This is a genomic window from Rhodocaloribacter litoris (assembly GCF_011682235.2).
In the GTDB taxonomy this organism is placed as follows: Bacteria; Bacteroidota; Rhodothermia; order Rhodothermales; family ISCAR-4553; genus Rhodocaloribacter; species Rhodocaloribacter litoris.
In genome coordinates this window covers 4,329,154-4,343,814 of record NZ_CP076718.1, presented here as the reverse complement: position 1 = coordinate 4,343,814, position 14,661 = coordinate 4,329,154, and the positions used below count along the sequence as shown (strand labels likewise).

Sequence of the window (14,661 nt, the reverse complement as noted above, 5' to 3'; positions counted from 1 at the left end):
CGGGAAGCACATTCAGGCCAGGGCCGGGATGGTCGGCTGGCGTTTGCCGCGCGTACGCGCGGCCAGGTAGCCCTGCCGCACGAGCAACTCGGCGTTGAGCACGGCGCCACCGGCCGCCCCGCGCAGGGTGTTGTGCACGAGCGCGACGAACTTGACGTCCATCACCTCACAGGGACGGATGCGCCCGACCGACACCGTCATGCCGCGCCCGAGCTCGGCATGGCGGCGCGGCTGCGGAAAGGCCGGATCGTCGAACACCTCGAGCAGACGCGCCGGGGCGCTGGGCAGGTCCAGCCCGGCCAGCGGGCTTTCGAAGGAAAGGAAGGCCTCGCGCACGTCGGCCACGTCGGCTTTCCGTTTCAGCCGCACCGAGACGCATTCGAGGTGGCCTTCGAGCACCGGCACCCGGGTGCACTGTGCGCTGATGGTGACCGGGAACGGCTCCACCCGGCCCTCCTTCAAGGTGCCGAGCAGCTTCTTCGGCTCGGAGGCGATCTTCTCCTCCTCCCCCTTGATGAACGGCACCACGTTCCCCAGGATGTCGAGCGAGGGGACCCCCGGATACCCGGCGCCGGAGAGGGCCTGCAACGTGGTCACCTGCACCGCCTCGACGCCGAACCGGTCCACGAGCGGCTTCAGGGCACAGACGAGCCCGACGGTCGAGCAGTTCGGGTTCGTCACGATGAACCCCTCGCCCCAGCGCTGTTGCTCGATCAGTTTCGTGTGGTCGGGGTTGATCTCCGGAATCAGCAGGGGCACGTCGTCGTGCATGCGGTAGTTCCGTGCGTTCGAGATCACCGGATAGCCGGCCTCGGCGAAGCGGCGTTCGAGTTCGCCCGCCACGGAGGCATCCAGCCCGGAGAAGACGAAGTCACAGTCGGGCAAGGTGGTGGCACTTTCGACCGGCATGGCGGCAATTGCTTCCGGGATCGGGCGGCTGCCGATCCAGTTGACCGCCTCCCGGTACGGCTTTCCGGCCGAACGCTCCGAAGCGATCAGGGCCGTCACCTCGAACCAGGGATGACCGTCCAGCCACTCGATGAACTTCTGCCCGACGGCGCCCGTGGCGCCCAGGATTCCGACGCGTAGCTTGTTTTCCATAGGTAAAGGCGTTTTAAATTCCGCTTACAAACCCCGGCCGGGAACCGGCGGTTCCGGGCCGGGTGGACGTCCGCCTTCTCTGCCGCATGCAGGCCCCGTCCGGAGCCCTCTCCCCGGCGCCCCACCCCGAAAACGGATGGCCCACCTTTTGCCCGTCATCAGGTCGTTCTGCCCTCCCTCCGCTACCGAACCCTCGGGAAGGCCTTACGTAGTACCACCGCGTGGATGCCGGGGGGCAGGCAGGCGATGCTTTAGTTTCGCCCCGAATTTCCGATACTCACCGGCAGCAACCAAACCCTATCGTGACGCCATGAACGTATCCACAATGAATTTTTCGGTCGAGCCCTGCACCCAGGAAACCGTTATCATCCGCGTCGGGAAGGCGCTGGATTTTCGCAACGCCGCCGAATTCAAGACCGTCTGTCAGGAGCAGGTGCGTTCCGGCGTGCGCAACTTCATCCTCGACTTTACCGACACCGGCATCCTCGACTCGACGGGGCTGGGGTCGATCTTTTCCCTCTACCGGCAGGTCTCGCCGCTCGAAGGGCAGGTGGTCTTCGCGTCGGTTTCGCGCCCGGTGCAGGTGGTCGTTCAGTTGACGCGCACCTACAAGGTGTTCCGCCAGTTCCCCACGGTCGAGGCCGCCCGCGAGGCGGTCCTGTAAGCCTGCCCGGCGGGGATCCCCCTCCCTCCCGGCGTCGTACCCTGCGCCCGCCCTGTCCGGCCGCCCAGCAATGGACATCGTACACCACCGCTTTCGCGACCTGAACACGATCATCGACCACGTCCACGGTCTCTTCGACCGCTGGAACGCGGAGAACCGCTTCCCTCCGGCGTTCCCGGAAAACGCGCGGTATCTGCTGCGGCAGGTGGTCCATGAATGGATCGCCAACCTCGTCCAGCATGCCGACTTCCACGATCGCGAACCGGAGATCCACATCGACATCCAGCCGAACGGGCGCAACGTCCATTGCGTGATCGAGGACAACTCGGATGGGTTCGACCTGAACACCAACCTCCGGATCCGCGAGGCGATGCTGGAAAAACTGCCCGAGCGCGGTATGGGGCTCCTGATGATGGAACGATGTACGGAGGATCTGGTCTATTATCGCGCCCACAACGGACATTTTCGCCTGGAATTTTCCGTCTCCGCAGATAAAGACCCATGGATGGACATACCATTTTAGTCGTCGAAGACGAGTACACCCTGCGGAGGTTGCTGGAGTACCGCCTCGGCAAGCTCTACCGTGTCCGCACGGCGGCGAACGGGGAGGAAGCCCTCGAGCAGATCGCCGAACAGTTGCCGGACCTGATCATCTCGGACATCATGATGCCGAAGATGGACGGGTTCGCCCTGCAGGCCGCCCTGCAGGAACGGCGGGAGACGCGCGCCATTCCCTTCATCTTCCTGACGGCCAAAGCCGACGAGCAGAGCCGGCTCCGGGGCATGCGCACCGGCGTCGACGACTACATCACGAAACCGTTCGACATCGAGCAGCTCCTCGTCCGCGTCGAACGGCTGCTCGAACGCACCCATTACTACCGGAACCAGCTCGACGAGCGCATCGGCCAGGACTTCTCCCGGCGCCTGATGCCCAAGAAACTGCCGCAGGCCTCCGGCTACCGCACCTTCTTCCACAACCAGCCGCGCGAGCACGGCGGCGGCGACCTCTTCGACTGGATGGAAGCCCGGCCCGGCGTCTACTTCATCACCATCGGCGATGTGATGGGCAAAGGCCTGCAGGCAAAGTTCTATGCCTTCAGCTTCCTGGCCTACATGCGGAGCATCCTGCACGCGCTGATCTCGACGACCGACTCCCCGGCCGAGCTCATGACGCGGATGAACCAGGTGCTCATGGACGATCCGCCCATGGAGGAAACCTTTGCCTCCCTGCTGCTGATGCGGTGGGAGCCCGAGCGTAACACCGTCACCTACGCGAACGCGGGCCACTGCCGTCCCCTGCTCGTACTGCGCGACCAGGCCAGGGTGATCGAATACAGCGACCTGGTCCTCGGGCTCAACCCCCATGCCACGTTCAAGGACACCACGTTCGAACTGCCCCCGAACAGCGCCCTGCTCACCTACACCGACGGCATCGTCGAGCAGCGGATGCGTACGGGCGAGATGCTGGGTGAAAACGGGCTGGCGTCTTTCCTCCCGCCGGCCCTCGGAAAACCCCAGCCCATCGAATGGCTCCTGAACGAACTGCTTCAGCAGAGCGAGGCACCGGAATTCCAGGACGACATCCTCGTCTTCTGGCTGGAACGCATGAAGCAGCCCGAGGAACAGCGCTCCGGCCCCCGCTGGTTCTCCCCTTTCCTCGACACGACCGAGGCCAAACCCTGACCGTCTCGTCGTGCGCCGTGCGTATTCCGCAGGGCGCAACGTCCCACAGGGTCCGGGTACGTGCTCCCCGGTGCCGGTTCATCGCCGGCCGTCAAGCCCGGTATTCCGATTCGAGCAGGGCGTAGACGTGCTTGTCCCAGTAGCGTCCCTGCCGGAAGACGAAGTCCCGCAACGTCCCTTCCTTTTTGAAGCCCATTCCTTCGACGAGACGTTTCCAGGCGTCGTTGTAGTCGAAGGCCTCGGCCATGACGCGGTGCATCCGCAGGGTGCGGAAGCAGTAGGCGAGCAGGGCCTGCATGGCGTCCCGGCCGTAGCCCTTGCCCCAGTAGGCCCGGTCGCAGATCGTCAGCGTCAGGTTGCAGTGCCGGTTGTGCTCGCTGATGTGGGTCATCTCGGCCACGCCGATGAGGGTACCGTCCTCGGCATGCACCTCGAAATCCTGGCTGTTGGGCTCGGGATGCTCCAGCATCTCCTCGAAGCGTCGCTTGAACTCCCCGAACGACTCCTCCACGTAGGGGAGCTCGCTGTCGAGCATGTTCAGCTCCGGGTCGTTGTTCCAGGCAAAATGCTTGTAGATATTTTCCATCTGGAGCGGGGTAAACCGGACGCGTTCGCCCGCCAGCTCGCGCTTTGCCGTCGTAATCATGTCTGGTTCGTGGTCGGTCCTGTTTCAGGCAAACTGGAAACGCTTCCGATAGAGTGGACGGAGACCGTGCCGGGGTTCATCGGACGCCCCTGTCGTATCGACCACCGGCGCAGGGGGCTTAAACCCCGGGCGGGGCCGGGCCGCGTTCCGCATGGAGCTCTTCGGCCAGGCGGCGGAACGCCGGGCGGTTCACCTTGAAGCCCGCGACCGGCGCATGCTCGGGCCAGGCATAGAAAGCCACCGGGAGTTTGAAGCGGGGCAACCTCTCGGCGAGCCGTTCCCGCCACCGGGGGATCCGGCCGGTTTCGCCGTCGACGAACGCCACCGGCCGCGCCCCGAACTCGGCATCCGGAACCGGCACGACGACCGCCCGGCGGACCCCTTCGAGCTCGTGCAGGGCCGCCTCGATCTCCTCGGGATGGATGTTTTCCCCGCCGGAGATGAACATATTGTCCTTTCGCCCGATCACGTGCAGGTATCCGTCGTCGTCGAGCCGGCCCAGGTCGCCGGTGTGGAACCACCCGTCTCCGTCGAAGGCCGGCTCGATGCCCGCTTCCACGAGATAACCGTCGAAGCGCGTTGCCCCCCGGACGAGGATCTCCCCGCCGGGGTCGATCTTCACCTCGCGCCAGGGCAGTACCCGGCCGGCGGTACGCAGCTTGTCCGGAGGTGCGCCGGGGGGCGTTGTCGTCACCTGGGAAGCCATCTCCGTGAGTCCGTAGCTGGTATGCAGGGGTACTTCCCGGTTCAGGGCCTCATCGATCAGGGCAGAGGACGCAGGCCCGCCGCCGAGCAACACGGCCCGCAGCGACGGCGGCAAGGCACGGTGCGTGGCTGTCGTCTCCCGCAGCAGCCGGTACAACTGGGTGGCGACCATCGACACGTGCGTCACGTCATACTTACGCAGGGCTTCGCCCATCGGTTCGTCGCGTGCGGGCAGCACCACCGTGGCTCCGGCCAGCAGGCACCGAAACACGATGGCCAGCCCGCCGACGTGGTAGAGGGGCAGCGAGAGCAGCCAGCGGTCGCCGGGTGCCAGCGGCAGGTTGGCCTGGGAGCCCAGCGCGCTGAAGTAGTGCTGCCGGAACGCGTGCACCGCCGCCCGCGGACGGCCGGTGCTGCCCGAGGTGAACACCACGGTCGCCGGGCGCTCGACGTCCAGCACGGCGTCGGGAACGCCCGCGAGCGGCTTCGGCCGCGTAACACGGCCTACCCGTGCCGGGCGGACCAGGTCGCCGGGGGCAAGCACCCGTCCCTCCTCCAGCGACAGCGCCGCCGTCGTCACGAGCCACCGGGCTCCGACCGACCGCACGGCCGCCCGGACGGCGTCTCCGGGTAGCCGGGTGCTCAGCGGCACGGCCACGGCACCCGTGCGCAACAGCGCCACCAGCAGCACGAGGTAGTCGAGCCCGCGAGGAAAGCAGAGCGCCACCCGTGCGCCGGGATCGACGCCGGCCTGCCGCAGCGCCGCCGCCGTCCCCTCCACGAGCCGGTCCAGCCGTGCATACGACACGGACATGCCGCCCTGCACGACGGCCGTCGCCTTCGGGCGATGCCCGGCGTGAAAACGCACCGGACACGCCGGCATCCCGCTCGCCGGTATGGGAAGAAAAGCATTCATGCGCCGGCGGTATGAAGGAGCGTCAGGCAACGATGATTCAGGCCAAAGGTACCGGTGAGGACCGGCGCCACAGCCACTTCGGGGCCGGCAAGGGCCGGGCGCGGCGTGAGGACGTCCCCCCGGAGACGGCGGTAGGTGTCCAGGCCGGCGGGAACCCCGGCTTCACCGAGCGCCGCCGCGGCCGCCACCAGCCCCCGCATCCCGATGCCGGACTCGAACGCCGCGCTGATGACCGGGCGCATCCCGAGCCGCCGGCCCGCCTCGACCCAGCGGGCCACCGCGGTGAACCCGCCCAGCAGGGTGGGTTTGAGCACGAGAGCCCGCACCTTCCGATACCGCCCGAGGGCTTCCGGCGCGAGCGTCGACAGGGTCTCGTCGAGCGCCACCGGCAAGCCCGTTCCGGCCACGAACGCCTCCAGGCAGGCAACGTCCCGAAGCGGCTCTTCGATGAACTCGACGGCCGGCACACCGGACCCCACCTCCAGTGCCGCGGCAAAGGCCAGCGCGTCATCGAGGTCCCAGGCCCGGTTGGCATCCAGCCGGAGCCCGACCTGCCTCCCCAGCCGCTCCCATACCTGCCGAACCCGCGCCGCGTCTTCACCCGGCGTGCCACGCCCGACCTTCACCTTGACGGCGCGGTAGCCGGCCCAACCGGCCTCTCCACCTTCATCCGGCATGACGAGAGCCGCCAGGGCAAGCGTCTCCGCCGGACCCTCCCGCCAGAGGTGGGCGAGCGACCGACCGTGCTCACCGGCCCATGCCTCACCGAGCGCCTGCTCGAGGGCGAAGCGCACGGAGGGCGGCACGGCGTGAGGCAACCGTTCGGCCATCGTCGCCCGCATCGTCGCCGGCGAGGCCGGCCATGCCGTCCCGATCAGCCGATCCGCCCCGGCCCGCAACGCCGCCGCTGCCTGGTCCAGGTTTTCCCGGGAAAAGCCGGGGAGCGGGGCCGCCTCACCCCAGCCCGTCGCCCCCCCCGTGCTGCGGAGACACAGCAACAGCCCGTTCCGGATCGCCCTTCCCCCCTGCCCCGGCGACCCCTGAAACGGCAACGCATACCGGAAAAGCTGATAGCCCGCAATGACCATGACCGGCTCGCCCGTTCTCTGCCCCTGATCGCGGCGTCAAAGCAACCATCCGACCGAGAAAACCAGGCTGTAGAGCAGCAACAGCCGGGCCGTCTCGCCCAGCAGGGCGTTGAGCGCCGCCGGCTCGCGCGTGCGGTGCAACCGGACCGCCATCGGCAGGGCAAGCGCCTCCAACGCCACGGTGACCGGCGCCCACGGGTGGCCCCCCATCCACAGGTAGAGCCCCACGGGTACGAGCGGCGCCACCCCGACGCACACCGCATAGAGTCCCACCCCGAAAGAACGCCCGAAGCGTACCGGCAATGTCCGCTTACCCGCCTTCCGGTCTTCCTCCACGTCCCGGATGTTGTTCACGAGCAGGATCGCCACCGACAGCAGCCCCGGCGCAAGGCCGGCCACGACGACCTCCGGGCGAAGGGCGAGTGCCTGTACGTAGTACGTCCCCGCCACGGCCACGGGACCGAAGAAGATCAGCACGAACAGGTCGGCCAGTCCCAGGTAGGCCAGGGCGTAACGACCGGCGGTGTAGAGGACGCCGAAGAGGATCGAGGAGACCCCGATGAGCAGGACCGGCCAGCCCCCCCGCCAGATCAGGTAGGCCCCGGCAAGCACGGCCAGGCCAAAGACGATCACCGTGGCCCGCCGCATCGTGCGCGGCGTCACCCAGCCGGCCTGGGTCACCCGGAGCGGCCCCTTGCGCTCCGACGTATCGGCTCCCTTCTCAAAATCCGCATAGTCGTTGTACAGGTTGGTACCGACCTGGATGAGGATGGCGCCGAGCAACGCGCAGAAGGCCGCCGGGACGTGAAGCGCCCCGTCGGCCGCGGCCATCGCCACCCCGACGAGCACCGGCGCCACGGCGGCCCAGAGCGTCTTCGGGCGTGCCGCCGTCCACCAGATCCTGAACACCGACGGCGGCGGCCCGGCCTCAGAAACCGCCAGGCCCATGTTGGCCGCTGGTTCGTGCATGGAGCAAACCGGAAAGGTCGGAAAAAGGCATGGCAGAACCCGGAAGGGGTACCGGGGCGTTCCCACAACGACGACGTGGCCCGGGTTCCCGGCCCCACCGTGCCGTTCGGCATGGCCTCACCCGTCCCCCGCCCCCCCGCCGTGCCGGCATGGCAGATCCCTCTCCACGAGCACACGCAGCACCTCCCCCTCGCCGACCGGGATCACGGCTTCCAGCCCGATCCGGTCCGTCTCTATCCAGCCCGACGCCTCGGCCGCCGGAAGGATGACCATGAGCGTCCGGCCGTCGAACCGCACCGCGAACGACGACGCCTCCGCCTCCGTCGTGAGGATGTAGCGAAAGAGACGATCCGGCCCGAGGCGCATCGTCTCCTCGACCCGTCCCCCGGTACGCAGCGCTTCCACCTCGGACGCCGCCAGGCGCAACCGGAGGCTGTTCCCCTGTATTCTGAGCTTCATCGTATCATGCCAGGGCTTCGCCCGCTTCCTTTTGCAACCGGTCGTGCAGCGCCCGGTTCGCCCTCCGGTCCGTGACGACCTCGATGAGGGCGGCCTGCCCGGTCGCACAGGCTTCCCGGTAAGCCGCCTCGAAATCCGCCAGGGTTGCCGGGCGATGGTACGGGAGATCGAAAAGACGGGCGGCGTGTTCGAACCCGAGCCCGTGCGGCGTGCCGAAGAACGGCTCGAAGACGCCGGTATGCCGGGCAATGGGAAGAAAGTGAAAGATCCCCCCGCCATCGTTGTTGAGCACGACGACCACGACGGGAGCCCGGCGCAGTAGCGCGAGCGAGTTCAGGTCGTGCAGCAGCGCCAGGTCCCCGATGAGCAGCGTGGCCGGTGCCGCACGCCCCAGCGCGACGCCGGCGGCCGTGGCCACCGTACCGTCGATGCCGCTGGCTCCCCGGTTGGCGAAGACGGGAACGGCCGGACCGTCGGCGGCGGCGAACACGTCGGCATCCCGGACGGGCATGCTGGCGGCCAGCACGAGGCTGTGTTCCGGCGGCAGGAGCCGGGTCACGGCGTGCGCCACGGCCGGTTCGCTCAGGCCGGTGGCGGGAAGGGCGGTGTTCAGCCAGGCCCCGACCCGGTCGGAGGCCGTCTTCCATCCGGCCAGCCAGGCCGCCGCCCCGGCTGCCCGCGATGGGACTGCGGTCGCCAGCGCCGTGGCAAAGGCGGCCAGGTCCACTTCGAACCGGTGGGTCACCCGGTGGGCCGGGTCATGGCGGAAGGGATCGGGCTGGAAGAGGGCGTAGAGGGGAGGAGCCGTCGTTTCGAGGAGCCGGGCCAGCCGCTTCGAGGTGGGCCGGCGACCGAAGTGGAGCACCGCCTCGGGCCGGTGAGTCTCGGCAAAGCCGGGCTGGGCCAGCAGGAGGTCGAAGTAGTCGACCCGCACGGGGGAAGCGTGCTCCCGGCCGAGACGCACTTGCGAGCCCACGTCCGGCAGCAGTGGCCAGCCGAGCGCTTCCGCCAGGCGGCGCACGGCCTGCCCCTCCGCCGCCGTACCCAGCCGGCCGGCCACCACGAGCCCGCGTTCCACCCCGGCCAGGATTTCCACGAAGTCGCCCGGCGGCGAGGTGGTCCAGGCCGGCCCGGTATAGGTGGTGTAGGGCGTACCCCGGGCGTACCAGGCCCGCAGGGAGGCGCCCTCCGCGGGAAAGTCGCCGCCGTCCGGCTCCGGAGCGAGCGGCTCGCGAAACATCACGTTGAGGTGAACCGGCCCGCGCGGCGCCCGGCAGGCACGGTAGACGGCCTGATCGACCGTCGTGAGCACCATCGCCGGGTCGGGGGCCGGGTCGGGGACGGGCAGGTCGAACTGCCAGCGGACGTAGTCGCCGAAGAGCTTGACCTGGTCGATGGCCTGGTTGGCCCCGGTGTCCCGGAGTTCCGGGGGCCGGTCGGCGGTCAGGAGCAGCAACGGCACCCCGTCCATGGCGGCCTCGACGACGGCCGGCAACCCGTTGGCGACGGCGGTGCCGGAAGTCGTGACCCAGGCGGCTCCCCGCCCCGTGGCCCGCGCATATCCCAGGGCCAGAAACGCCGCTCCCCGCTCATCGAAATGCATGTGGGCACGGGCCTCCGGATGGGCCGCCACCGCCGTGACGAGCGGGGTCGAGCGCGAACCGGGCGCCAGGCTGAAGAAGGAGACTCCACACCGCACCAGCTCCTCGACGAGCAGCTCCGCCCAGAAGCGGTTTCTATTTGGTGCGTCGAAGATCACCCTCCAGGATCCGGATGAAGTCGACGATCTTGTGCTCGATCTCGGCCCATTCGGCTTCCGGGGTCGACCCCAGGACGAGGCCGGCACCGGAGAAAAGCGCCAGGCTCTCGTGCCGGACGAGCCCGCACCGCAGGGCGACGGCAAACTCGGCTTCCTCCACCCCCACCCATCCGATGGGGCCGGCGTACCAGCCCCGGTCGAACGGTTCGAGCCGGCGAATGGCGGCGAGGGCCTCGGCCTTCGGATAGCCGCCGACGGCCGGGGTCGGATGCAGGCGCTCGAGCAGGTCGAACGTCTCGACCGTTTCCCTCAAGGTACCGCGGACGGGCGTTACCAGATGCCGGCCGTGCGCGAGCGGCATCTCGGAAGGCATCTCGTCTACCTCCAGGTGCTCGCACATCGGGGCCAGCGTCTGCCGGATGCTCGTGCGAACGTAGCCATGCTCCCGCTGCTCCTTTTCGCTGTAGAAAAGCTCGTCCCGGAGCTGTTCGTCGGCCCGGGCCGTCTCGCCGCGCGGGCGGGTTCCGGCCACCGCCTCGCTCCAGAGGTCGCGGCCGTCCCGCCGGAAGAGACGTTCCGGTGTGGCCCCGACGAACGCCATGCCCGGCGCAGGTTGAAACAGATAGTGGAAACAGTTCGGCGTGGCGGCTTCCAGGTGTTTCAGCAGGAGAACGGGATCGAGCGGCACCCCGAAGCGGAACGTCGCCCTGCGGGCCAGGACGACCTTCTCCAGACCGGTGTGCCCGAAGGCGTTCAGGGCCCACCGCACCTGTTCCTGCCAGCCCCGCGCATCGGGCCGGTCTTCCCGCGCCACCGGCTTCGGGAGCCGCCCGGTGAGCGGACCGCCCGGCAGTGCCAGCGCATCGACCTCTTTCCAGACGGACGCCGCCCGGTCGCGGTCGCCGGGAAGGACGAGGTTGCAGGCCAGCATCGTCGCCGCATCCCGGCGCCGGAGTTCGAAGCGCGGCAGGACGAAGCGATACGTCCCGAACGGCTGCCACGCCGTCCCGGCGCCGGTCGCCACATCGAACCGGAGACCGCCGTAGTAACGGGTGCCCGGCGGTGCCGCTTCGAGTCGCCGGGCCAGCCCCGCCCGCAGCGCGGCATAGACGGCTCCTTCCCGGCGCGCATACGCCGGGGATCCGTCCCCGTCGCCGCATACTGGTTCTTCGCCCCAGGCGTCGGCCACCCCCGCGGCGGCCACGGCACTCCCGTCCCGTCGCCCCGCCCAGTACAGCTTCGTCCCGGCCGGCTGGGCGCGGAGCCAGGCAAGCAGGTCCACGGCGGCAGTCTCCGGCACGGCCCCCCCCACTTCGACGGGCACTTCAATCCGGACGATACCCCGCCGGCCGGCGCTGCCGTTGGTTCCGCCCAGGATCCGCCCCACCTCCTGCCGGAGAAACACCACGGCCGACGACAGGCTCAACGGGGCTTCGGTGGATATGTAGGAGAGCTTTTCGATGTCCGTTTGCTCCAGGTTTTCAGGATTCGGGCTTCCATCTGGTCCAGCTCCGGCAGCGAAAGCCGGTGTTTGAGCGCCAGCCGCACGATGAGGGCACGCAGCACCTGATCGGCCCGGGGCAGGGGGTACAGCCGCCGGTGGAGCCGGTCGATCACCGGCCCGAGGACACGCGCCAGGCCGCCCCACCGGATCACGACGAAACCGGCCACCCCGGTCCAGAGCGCGGCCTGACGGCCCGAAAGGGCCATCCCGCTCAGCCAGACCACGTAATAAATCGCCTGGACTTCCACCCGGCTCAGCAACCGGACGAGCCGGTCGAGGCCGGGCGACACCCAGGCCGGCGAAAGCAGGCTCCACCCCAGGTAGAGCCCCAGCGCCCCCGTCACCGCCGGGACGGGCGGCACCCACCACAGCAGCACCGGCAGGCACCAGAGCACCAGCGTCTCGGGAGAGCGCAACCACGCTTCCGCCCGCGCAAGCAGCCCCGGTAACGGCACCCGCCGGAGCACCGGCCCGGCATAGGACACCAGGTCCGCCTCACGCGTGCGAAACCAGACACCGGACGCCGTAAAGATCCCCTTCGGCGTATCGACGTAGGTCTGCGCAGCGGTGCCGGCCCGGTCCTGCTCCATGGTCTGTGGGCGCTCGTGTCTCAGGTCAACGCCAGGTCTGACGGGTAGTTTCACTTTTTTTTGAAAGTTGAAATAAGACCTTCGTCCCCCGTACCGGGAGCGATGGAACCACCGGCCTCACCGCGACATTTATGTATATGAGCTTTTCATGAAGAAGCCGCGCCGTACTCCCCACCCAGCAGAGGATCCGCCCATGCATCGTCCCGTCTCCGACGTGTTGCGCAACGGCGGCGTGGTGGTCTACATCGCCCCGCATGCCACCGTCTATGAGGCCATCGAGCGGATGGCCTTCCACAACGTAGGCTCCATCCTCGTCCTGAAAAACAACCGTGAGCTCGTCGGCATCTTCACCGAGCGCGACCTGCTCCGCCGGGTCGTACTCAAGGGACTCGACGCCCGTACCACGCCGATCTCCGAGGTGATGACCCACGACGTGATCGTCGTCTCGAGCGACACCCCGCGCTACGAGGTCGAGCGGATCATGCGCGAACAGCACATCCGTCACATCCCCGTGGCCGATGAGGAACGGCTCCTGGGCGTCGTCTCCCTGCGAGACATCCTGCGCGTCGAAAACGAGGAAAGGAAGTTCGAGATCGACAAGCTCAAGGAATATGTGATGGAGAAGCCGTATCCCACGTATCCGGGCTGACAGGCCGCCGCACGCGGCCAGACGGCACGGCGTCAACGCGGTTCATGCCCCATCCGCCCGGGAGACGTTGTCGTCTATAGCAGAGGTCATGGTTATTGAAGGCATGGCTGCCCTTACGAACGGCCCACGTGTAGCCGCGGATCTGGACGCGTTGCGCGTCCCGGGACGCGTTGCGCGTCCCGTCAGCCCGGGCTCTTCTGTGGCGCCAGGTGCGCACCCGTGAAGGGTGCGGCTACATCGCGCTGCACAACGACGCCTTCAATAGCATTGACCAATGCTATATCTTCCAGGCCGGGGACCGTTCAACGCTCCAGCAGCACGTTGAAATACCGGAGGGTCCGGGGAAAATAATCGACGTCGCGCAGCGCGAGGTTGGCCGGGGTATGGAGGCGGGGGCGGACGCGGCCGGTGGTGTCTGCCCGGATCTCGTCGTAAGAGACGGTGGCAAAAAAGTCTTCGGCCCGCTGGGCGGCGTCGTACTGGCTGAGGGGCACGCGGTACCGCACCGTGATGGTCGGGGGAGCGAGCTGGACATACTCCTGGCCCAGGGGTGCCCCGGGCACCAGCACGCGAATCTCCCGCACGGCCTCGGTGAATTCTTCCACCACCGCCAGCACCTCGACCGCGTCGAACTCCCGGAGAACCAGGCCCGCGAGCGTGTCGGCCAGGGGCACCGTCGTGCGGAGCGTATCCCGCACGTTTTCGAAGACCCGGTGCACCGTGGGCCAGAAGTGCAGGTTCTCCAGGACCGAAACGGCTCCGGAGACCGCCACCGAATCCGGCCGCAGCCGAACGGGACCGAGCAATTCGAACGCCGGCGGGGTGCGCACCTCGACGCGGGCGTGGATGGGTACGGTCCTGGACGTGCGCTCCTCCTTGCGCACGACGAAGGTCCGCGGAAACACCCCTTCGACCTGTACGCCGCCGGCCAGTTCGGTCACCACGCCGTCGAAGTTGATCTCACCGGCGCCGGCGTCGATCGGCACCGTGGGGGGGTTATAATAGAGCCGGAGCAGCTGGATGCCTTCTCCTTTCACCTGAACGCGCACCGTGCGCGGCGGGAGCGCGACCAGGGCTTCGTCCGGCGGCAGGTTGCGGATCTCCGTCGGGAACGACAGCGAGACGGTGTGAACGGCCTGCATGGTGAAGATCAACCAGAGCAGGGTTGCCGTGAAGATGCACACCGTGATGACGAGGCCGCGGTTCTGCGGTTCGTAGGGCACCGCACGATCCGAACGACTGCGCGAAAACAGGCCACGCAGACGGGCAAGGACCAACGTGCCGGCGGATGAGCGTTGCGGTGACGCCACGGGTACGGCGGATCGGCTGCCTCAACGGTTGGATGCGCCCAGCTGGCGGAAATGCCGGAGCAGTTCGGCCTTGGTGGCCCGGGCGATGGCCCGCCCCTGCAGGGGATAGTTCGGTGTCTGGCGAGCCAGGGCCCGCAGTTCCCGGACGGTCCGCCCGGCCAGGTCCGGCTCCCCGGAGCTGGCCGCCTCTCCGGTGGACGGGGCAGGCGGCGACGCGGCGGGCGGCGGCGTGTGCTCGCGGCGTTGCATGGCCCGGACGGCAGGATCCGGGCGTGGGATGACGTGGACGGAGACCACCTCGCCGACCCGCTCGGCGGCCCGGCGGCCGGCCTCGACGGCAGCCTGCACGGCGGCCACTTCCCCTTCGACGTGGGCGGTCATCAGGGCCGCCACGGTCAACTCGAGGGCGACCAGGCGCACGTCGGCCGCCTTGAGCATCGCGTCGGCCGCCTCGATGGCCGCCACGAGCCCACGCGTCTCGATCATGCCCAGCGCCGTTTCTCCTTGATCTGCCATCGTAACGCCGCCTCAGAACGGATACCGTATCGCAGAAAGCAAACCGGGGCCGGCGGGCCGTCTCCATGGACAGCGGGCGTCGTCCCCGCAGGCAAGCCGCGC

At 68.4% G+C, this 14,661-nt stretch carries 15 protein-coding genes; 4 read left to right on the top strand and 11 right to left on the bottom strand.

Annotated elements, in window-relative coordinates:
• Window positions 1–12: 12 nt before the first annotated feature.
• Window positions 13–1,101 carry an aspartate-semialdehyde dehydrogenase gene (gene asd / locus GQ464_RS18020; protein ID WP_166978930.1) on the bottom strand — a complete coding sequence of 363 codons (1,089 nt, stop codon included), beginning with the start codon at window positions 1,099–1,101 and terminating at the stop codon, window positions 13–15.
• 310 nt (window positions 1,102–1,411) lie between these two features.
• Here asd and GQ464_RS18015 point away from each other — a divergent pair, with 310 nt between their 5' ends.
• The 3 genes from GQ464_RS18015 to GQ464_RS18005 all read left to right on the top strand — a co-directional run bounded on the left by GQ464_RS18015 (window position 1,412) and on the right by GQ464_RS18005 (window position 3,448).
• The gene (locus GQ464_RS18015) at window positions 1,412–1,765 is read left to right on the top strand and encodes an STAS domain-containing protein (protein WP_228350431.1); all 354 of its coding nucleotides are present in this window, start codon (window positions 1,412–1,414) and stop codon (window positions 1,763–1,765) included.
• Between the two features lie 70 nt (window positions 1,766–1,835).
• Complete coding sequence (locus GQ464_RS18010) at window positions 1,836–2,288, top strand: ATP-binding protein (protein ID WP_166978932.1); 453 nt, start codon at window positions 1,836–1,838, stop codon at window positions 2,286–2,288.
• Window positions 2,267–3,448 (top strand): PP2C family protein-serine/threonine phosphatase, encoded by a 1,182-nt coding sequence (locus GQ464_RS18005; RefSeq protein ID WP_166978933.1) that lies wholly within the window; start codon window positions 2,267–2,269, stop codon window positions 3,446–3,448. The genes GQ464_RS18010 and GQ464_RS18005 overlap by 22 nt, the downstream gene beginning before the upstream one ends.
• A 91-nt stretch (window positions 3,449–3,539) precedes the next feature.
• Here GQ464_RS18005 and GQ464_RS18000 read toward each other — a convergent pair whose 3' ends face one another.
• The 8 genes from GQ464_RS18000 to GQ464_RS17965 form a co-directional block, all read right to left on the bottom strand.
• A complete protein-coding gene (locus GQ464_RS18000) occupies window positions 3,540–4,094 on the bottom strand; it encodes a GNAT family N-acetyltransferase (protein WP_166978935.1) in 555 nt (184 codons plus the stop codon).
• Between the two features lie 118 nt (window positions 4,095–4,212).
• Window positions 4,213–5,715, bottom strand: a complete 1,503-nt coding sequence (gene menE, locus GQ464_RS17995; protein ID WP_228350430.1) for an o-succinylbenzoate--CoA ligase — start codon at window positions 5,713–5,715, stop codon at window positions 4,213–4,215.
• Window positions 5,712–6,803 (bottom strand): o-succinylbenzoate synthase, encoded by a 1,092-nt coding sequence (gene menC, locus GQ464_RS17990; protein WP_166978938.1) that lies wholly within the window; start codon window positions 6,801–6,803, stop codon window positions 5,712–5,714. Before menC ends, menE begins: the two co-directional genes overlap by 4 nt.
• 36 nt (window positions 6,804–6,839) lie before the next feature.
• Entirely contained in the window at window positions 6,840–7,772 is a 933-nt protein-coding gene (locus GQ464_RS17985) for a 1,4-dihydroxy-2-naphthoate polyprenyltransferase (protein ID WP_166978940.1), read from the bottom strand.
• Between the two features lie 117 nt (window positions 7,773–7,889).
• Window positions 7,890–8,231: a DUF7009 family protein gene (locus GQ464_RS17980; protein ID WP_166978942.1), complete on the bottom strand. Its 342-nt coding sequence runs from the start codon at window positions 8,229–8,231 to the stop codon at window positions 7,890–7,892.
• Between the two features lie 4 nt (window positions 8,232–8,235).
• On the bottom strand, window positions 8,236–9,990 hold the full coding sequence (menD, locus tag GQ464_RS17975; protein WP_166978944.1) for a 2-succinyl-5-enolpyruvyl-6-hydroxy-3-cyclohexene-1-carboxylic-acid synthase: 1,755 nt from the start codon (window positions 9,988–9,990) through the stop codon (window positions 8,236–8,238).
• On the bottom strand, window positions 9,968–11,416 hold the full coding sequence (locus GQ464_RS17970) for an isochorismate synthase (RefSeq protein ID WP_166978946.1): 1,449 nt from the start codon (window positions 11,414–11,416) through the stop codon (window positions 9,968–9,970). Before GQ464_RS17970 ends, menD begins: the two co-directional genes overlap by 23 nt.
• A complete protein-coding gene (locus tag GQ464_RS17965) occupies window positions 11,413–12,084 on the bottom strand; it encodes a hypothetical protein (protein WP_166978948.1) in 672 nt (223 codons plus the stop codon). Before GQ464_RS17965 ends, GQ464_RS17970 begins: the two co-directional genes overlap by 4 nt.
• 193 nt (window positions 12,085–12,277) lie before the next feature.
• Between GQ464_RS17965 and GQ464_RS17960 the strand changes: the two genes are divergently transcribed.
• Window positions 12,278–12,733 carry a CBS domain-containing protein gene (locus GQ464_RS17960; protein WP_166978950.1) on the top strand — a complete coding sequence of 152 codons (456 nt, stop codon included), beginning with the start codon at window positions 12,278–12,280 and terminating at the stop codon, window positions 12,731–12,733.
• Window positions 12,734–13,035: 302 nt separating this feature from the next.
• On the opposite strand, the gene GQ464_RS17955 is transcribed toward GQ464_RS17960, so the two are convergent.
• Both GQ464_RS17955 and GQ464_RS19125 read right to left on the bottom strand, forming a co-directional pair.
• Window positions 13,036–13,956 carry a YbbR-like domain-containing protein gene (locus GQ464_RS17955; protein ID WP_166978952.1) on the bottom strand — a complete coding sequence of 307 codons (921 nt, stop codon included), beginning with the start codon at window positions 13,954–13,956 and terminating at the stop codon, window positions 13,036–13,038.
• Window positions 13,957–14,064: 108 nt separating this feature from the next.
• The gene (locus GQ464_RS19125; protein WP_272493451.1) at window positions 14,065–14,529 is read right to left on the bottom strand and encodes a BMC domain-containing protein; all 465 of its coding nucleotides are present in this window, start codon (window positions 14,527–14,529) and stop codon (window positions 14,065–14,067) included.
• Window positions 14,530–14,661 lie beyond the last annotated feature (132 nt).

What these genes read in the sequence shown, in the direction of transcription:
- asd (WP_166978930.1), bottom strand. Translation starts at nt 1,101, where the DNA reads ATGGAAAACAAGCTACGCGTCGGAATCCTGGGCGCCACGGGCGCCGTC.
- GQ464_RS18015 (WP_228350431.1), top strand. Translation starts at nt 1,412, where the DNA reads ATGAACGTATCCACAATGAATTTTTCGGTCGAGCCCTGCACCCAGGAA.
- GQ464_RS18010 (WP_166978932.1), top strand. Translation starts at nt 1,836, where the DNA reads ATGGACATCGTACACCACCGCTTTCGCGACCTGAACACGATCATCGAC.
- GQ464_RS18005 (WP_166978933.1), top strand. Translation starts at nt 2,267, where the DNA reads ATGGATGGACATACCATTTTAGTCGTCGAAGACGAGTACACCCTGCGG.
- GQ464_RS18000 (WP_166978935.1), bottom strand. Translation starts at nt 4,094, where the DNA reads ATGATTACGACGGCAAAGCGCGAGCTGGCGGGCGAACGCGTCCGGTTT.
- menE (WP_228350430.1), bottom strand. Translation starts at nt 5,715, where the DNA reads ATGAATGCTTTTCTTCCCATACCGGCGAGCGGGATGCCGGCGTGTCCG.
- menC (WP_166978938.1), bottom strand. Translation starts at nt 6,803, where the DNA reads ATGGTCATTGCGGGCTATCAGCTTTTCCGGTATGCGTTGCCGTTTCAG.
- GQ464_RS17985 (WP_166978940.1), bottom strand. Translation starts at nt 7,772, where the DNA reads ATGCACGAACCAGCGGCCAACATGGGCCTGGCGGTTTCTGAGGCCGGG.
- GQ464_RS17980 (WP_166978942.1), bottom strand. Translation starts at nt 8,231, where the DNA reads ATGAAGCTCAGAATACAGGGGAACAGCCTCCGGTTGCGCCTGGCGGCG.
- GQ464_RS17965 (WP_166978948.1), bottom strand. Translation starts at nt 12,084, where the DNA reads ATGGAGCAGGACCGGGCCGGCACCGCTGCGCAGACCTACGTCGATACG.
- GQ464_RS17960 (WP_166978950.1), top strand. Translation starts at nt 12,278, where the DNA reads ATGCATCGTCCCGTCTCCGACGTGTTGCGCAACGGCGGCGTGGTGGTC.
- GQ464_RS19125 (WP_272493451.1), bottom strand. Translation starts at nt 14,529, where the DNA reads ATGATCGAGACGCGTGGGCTCGTGGCGGCCATCGAGGCGGCCGACGCG.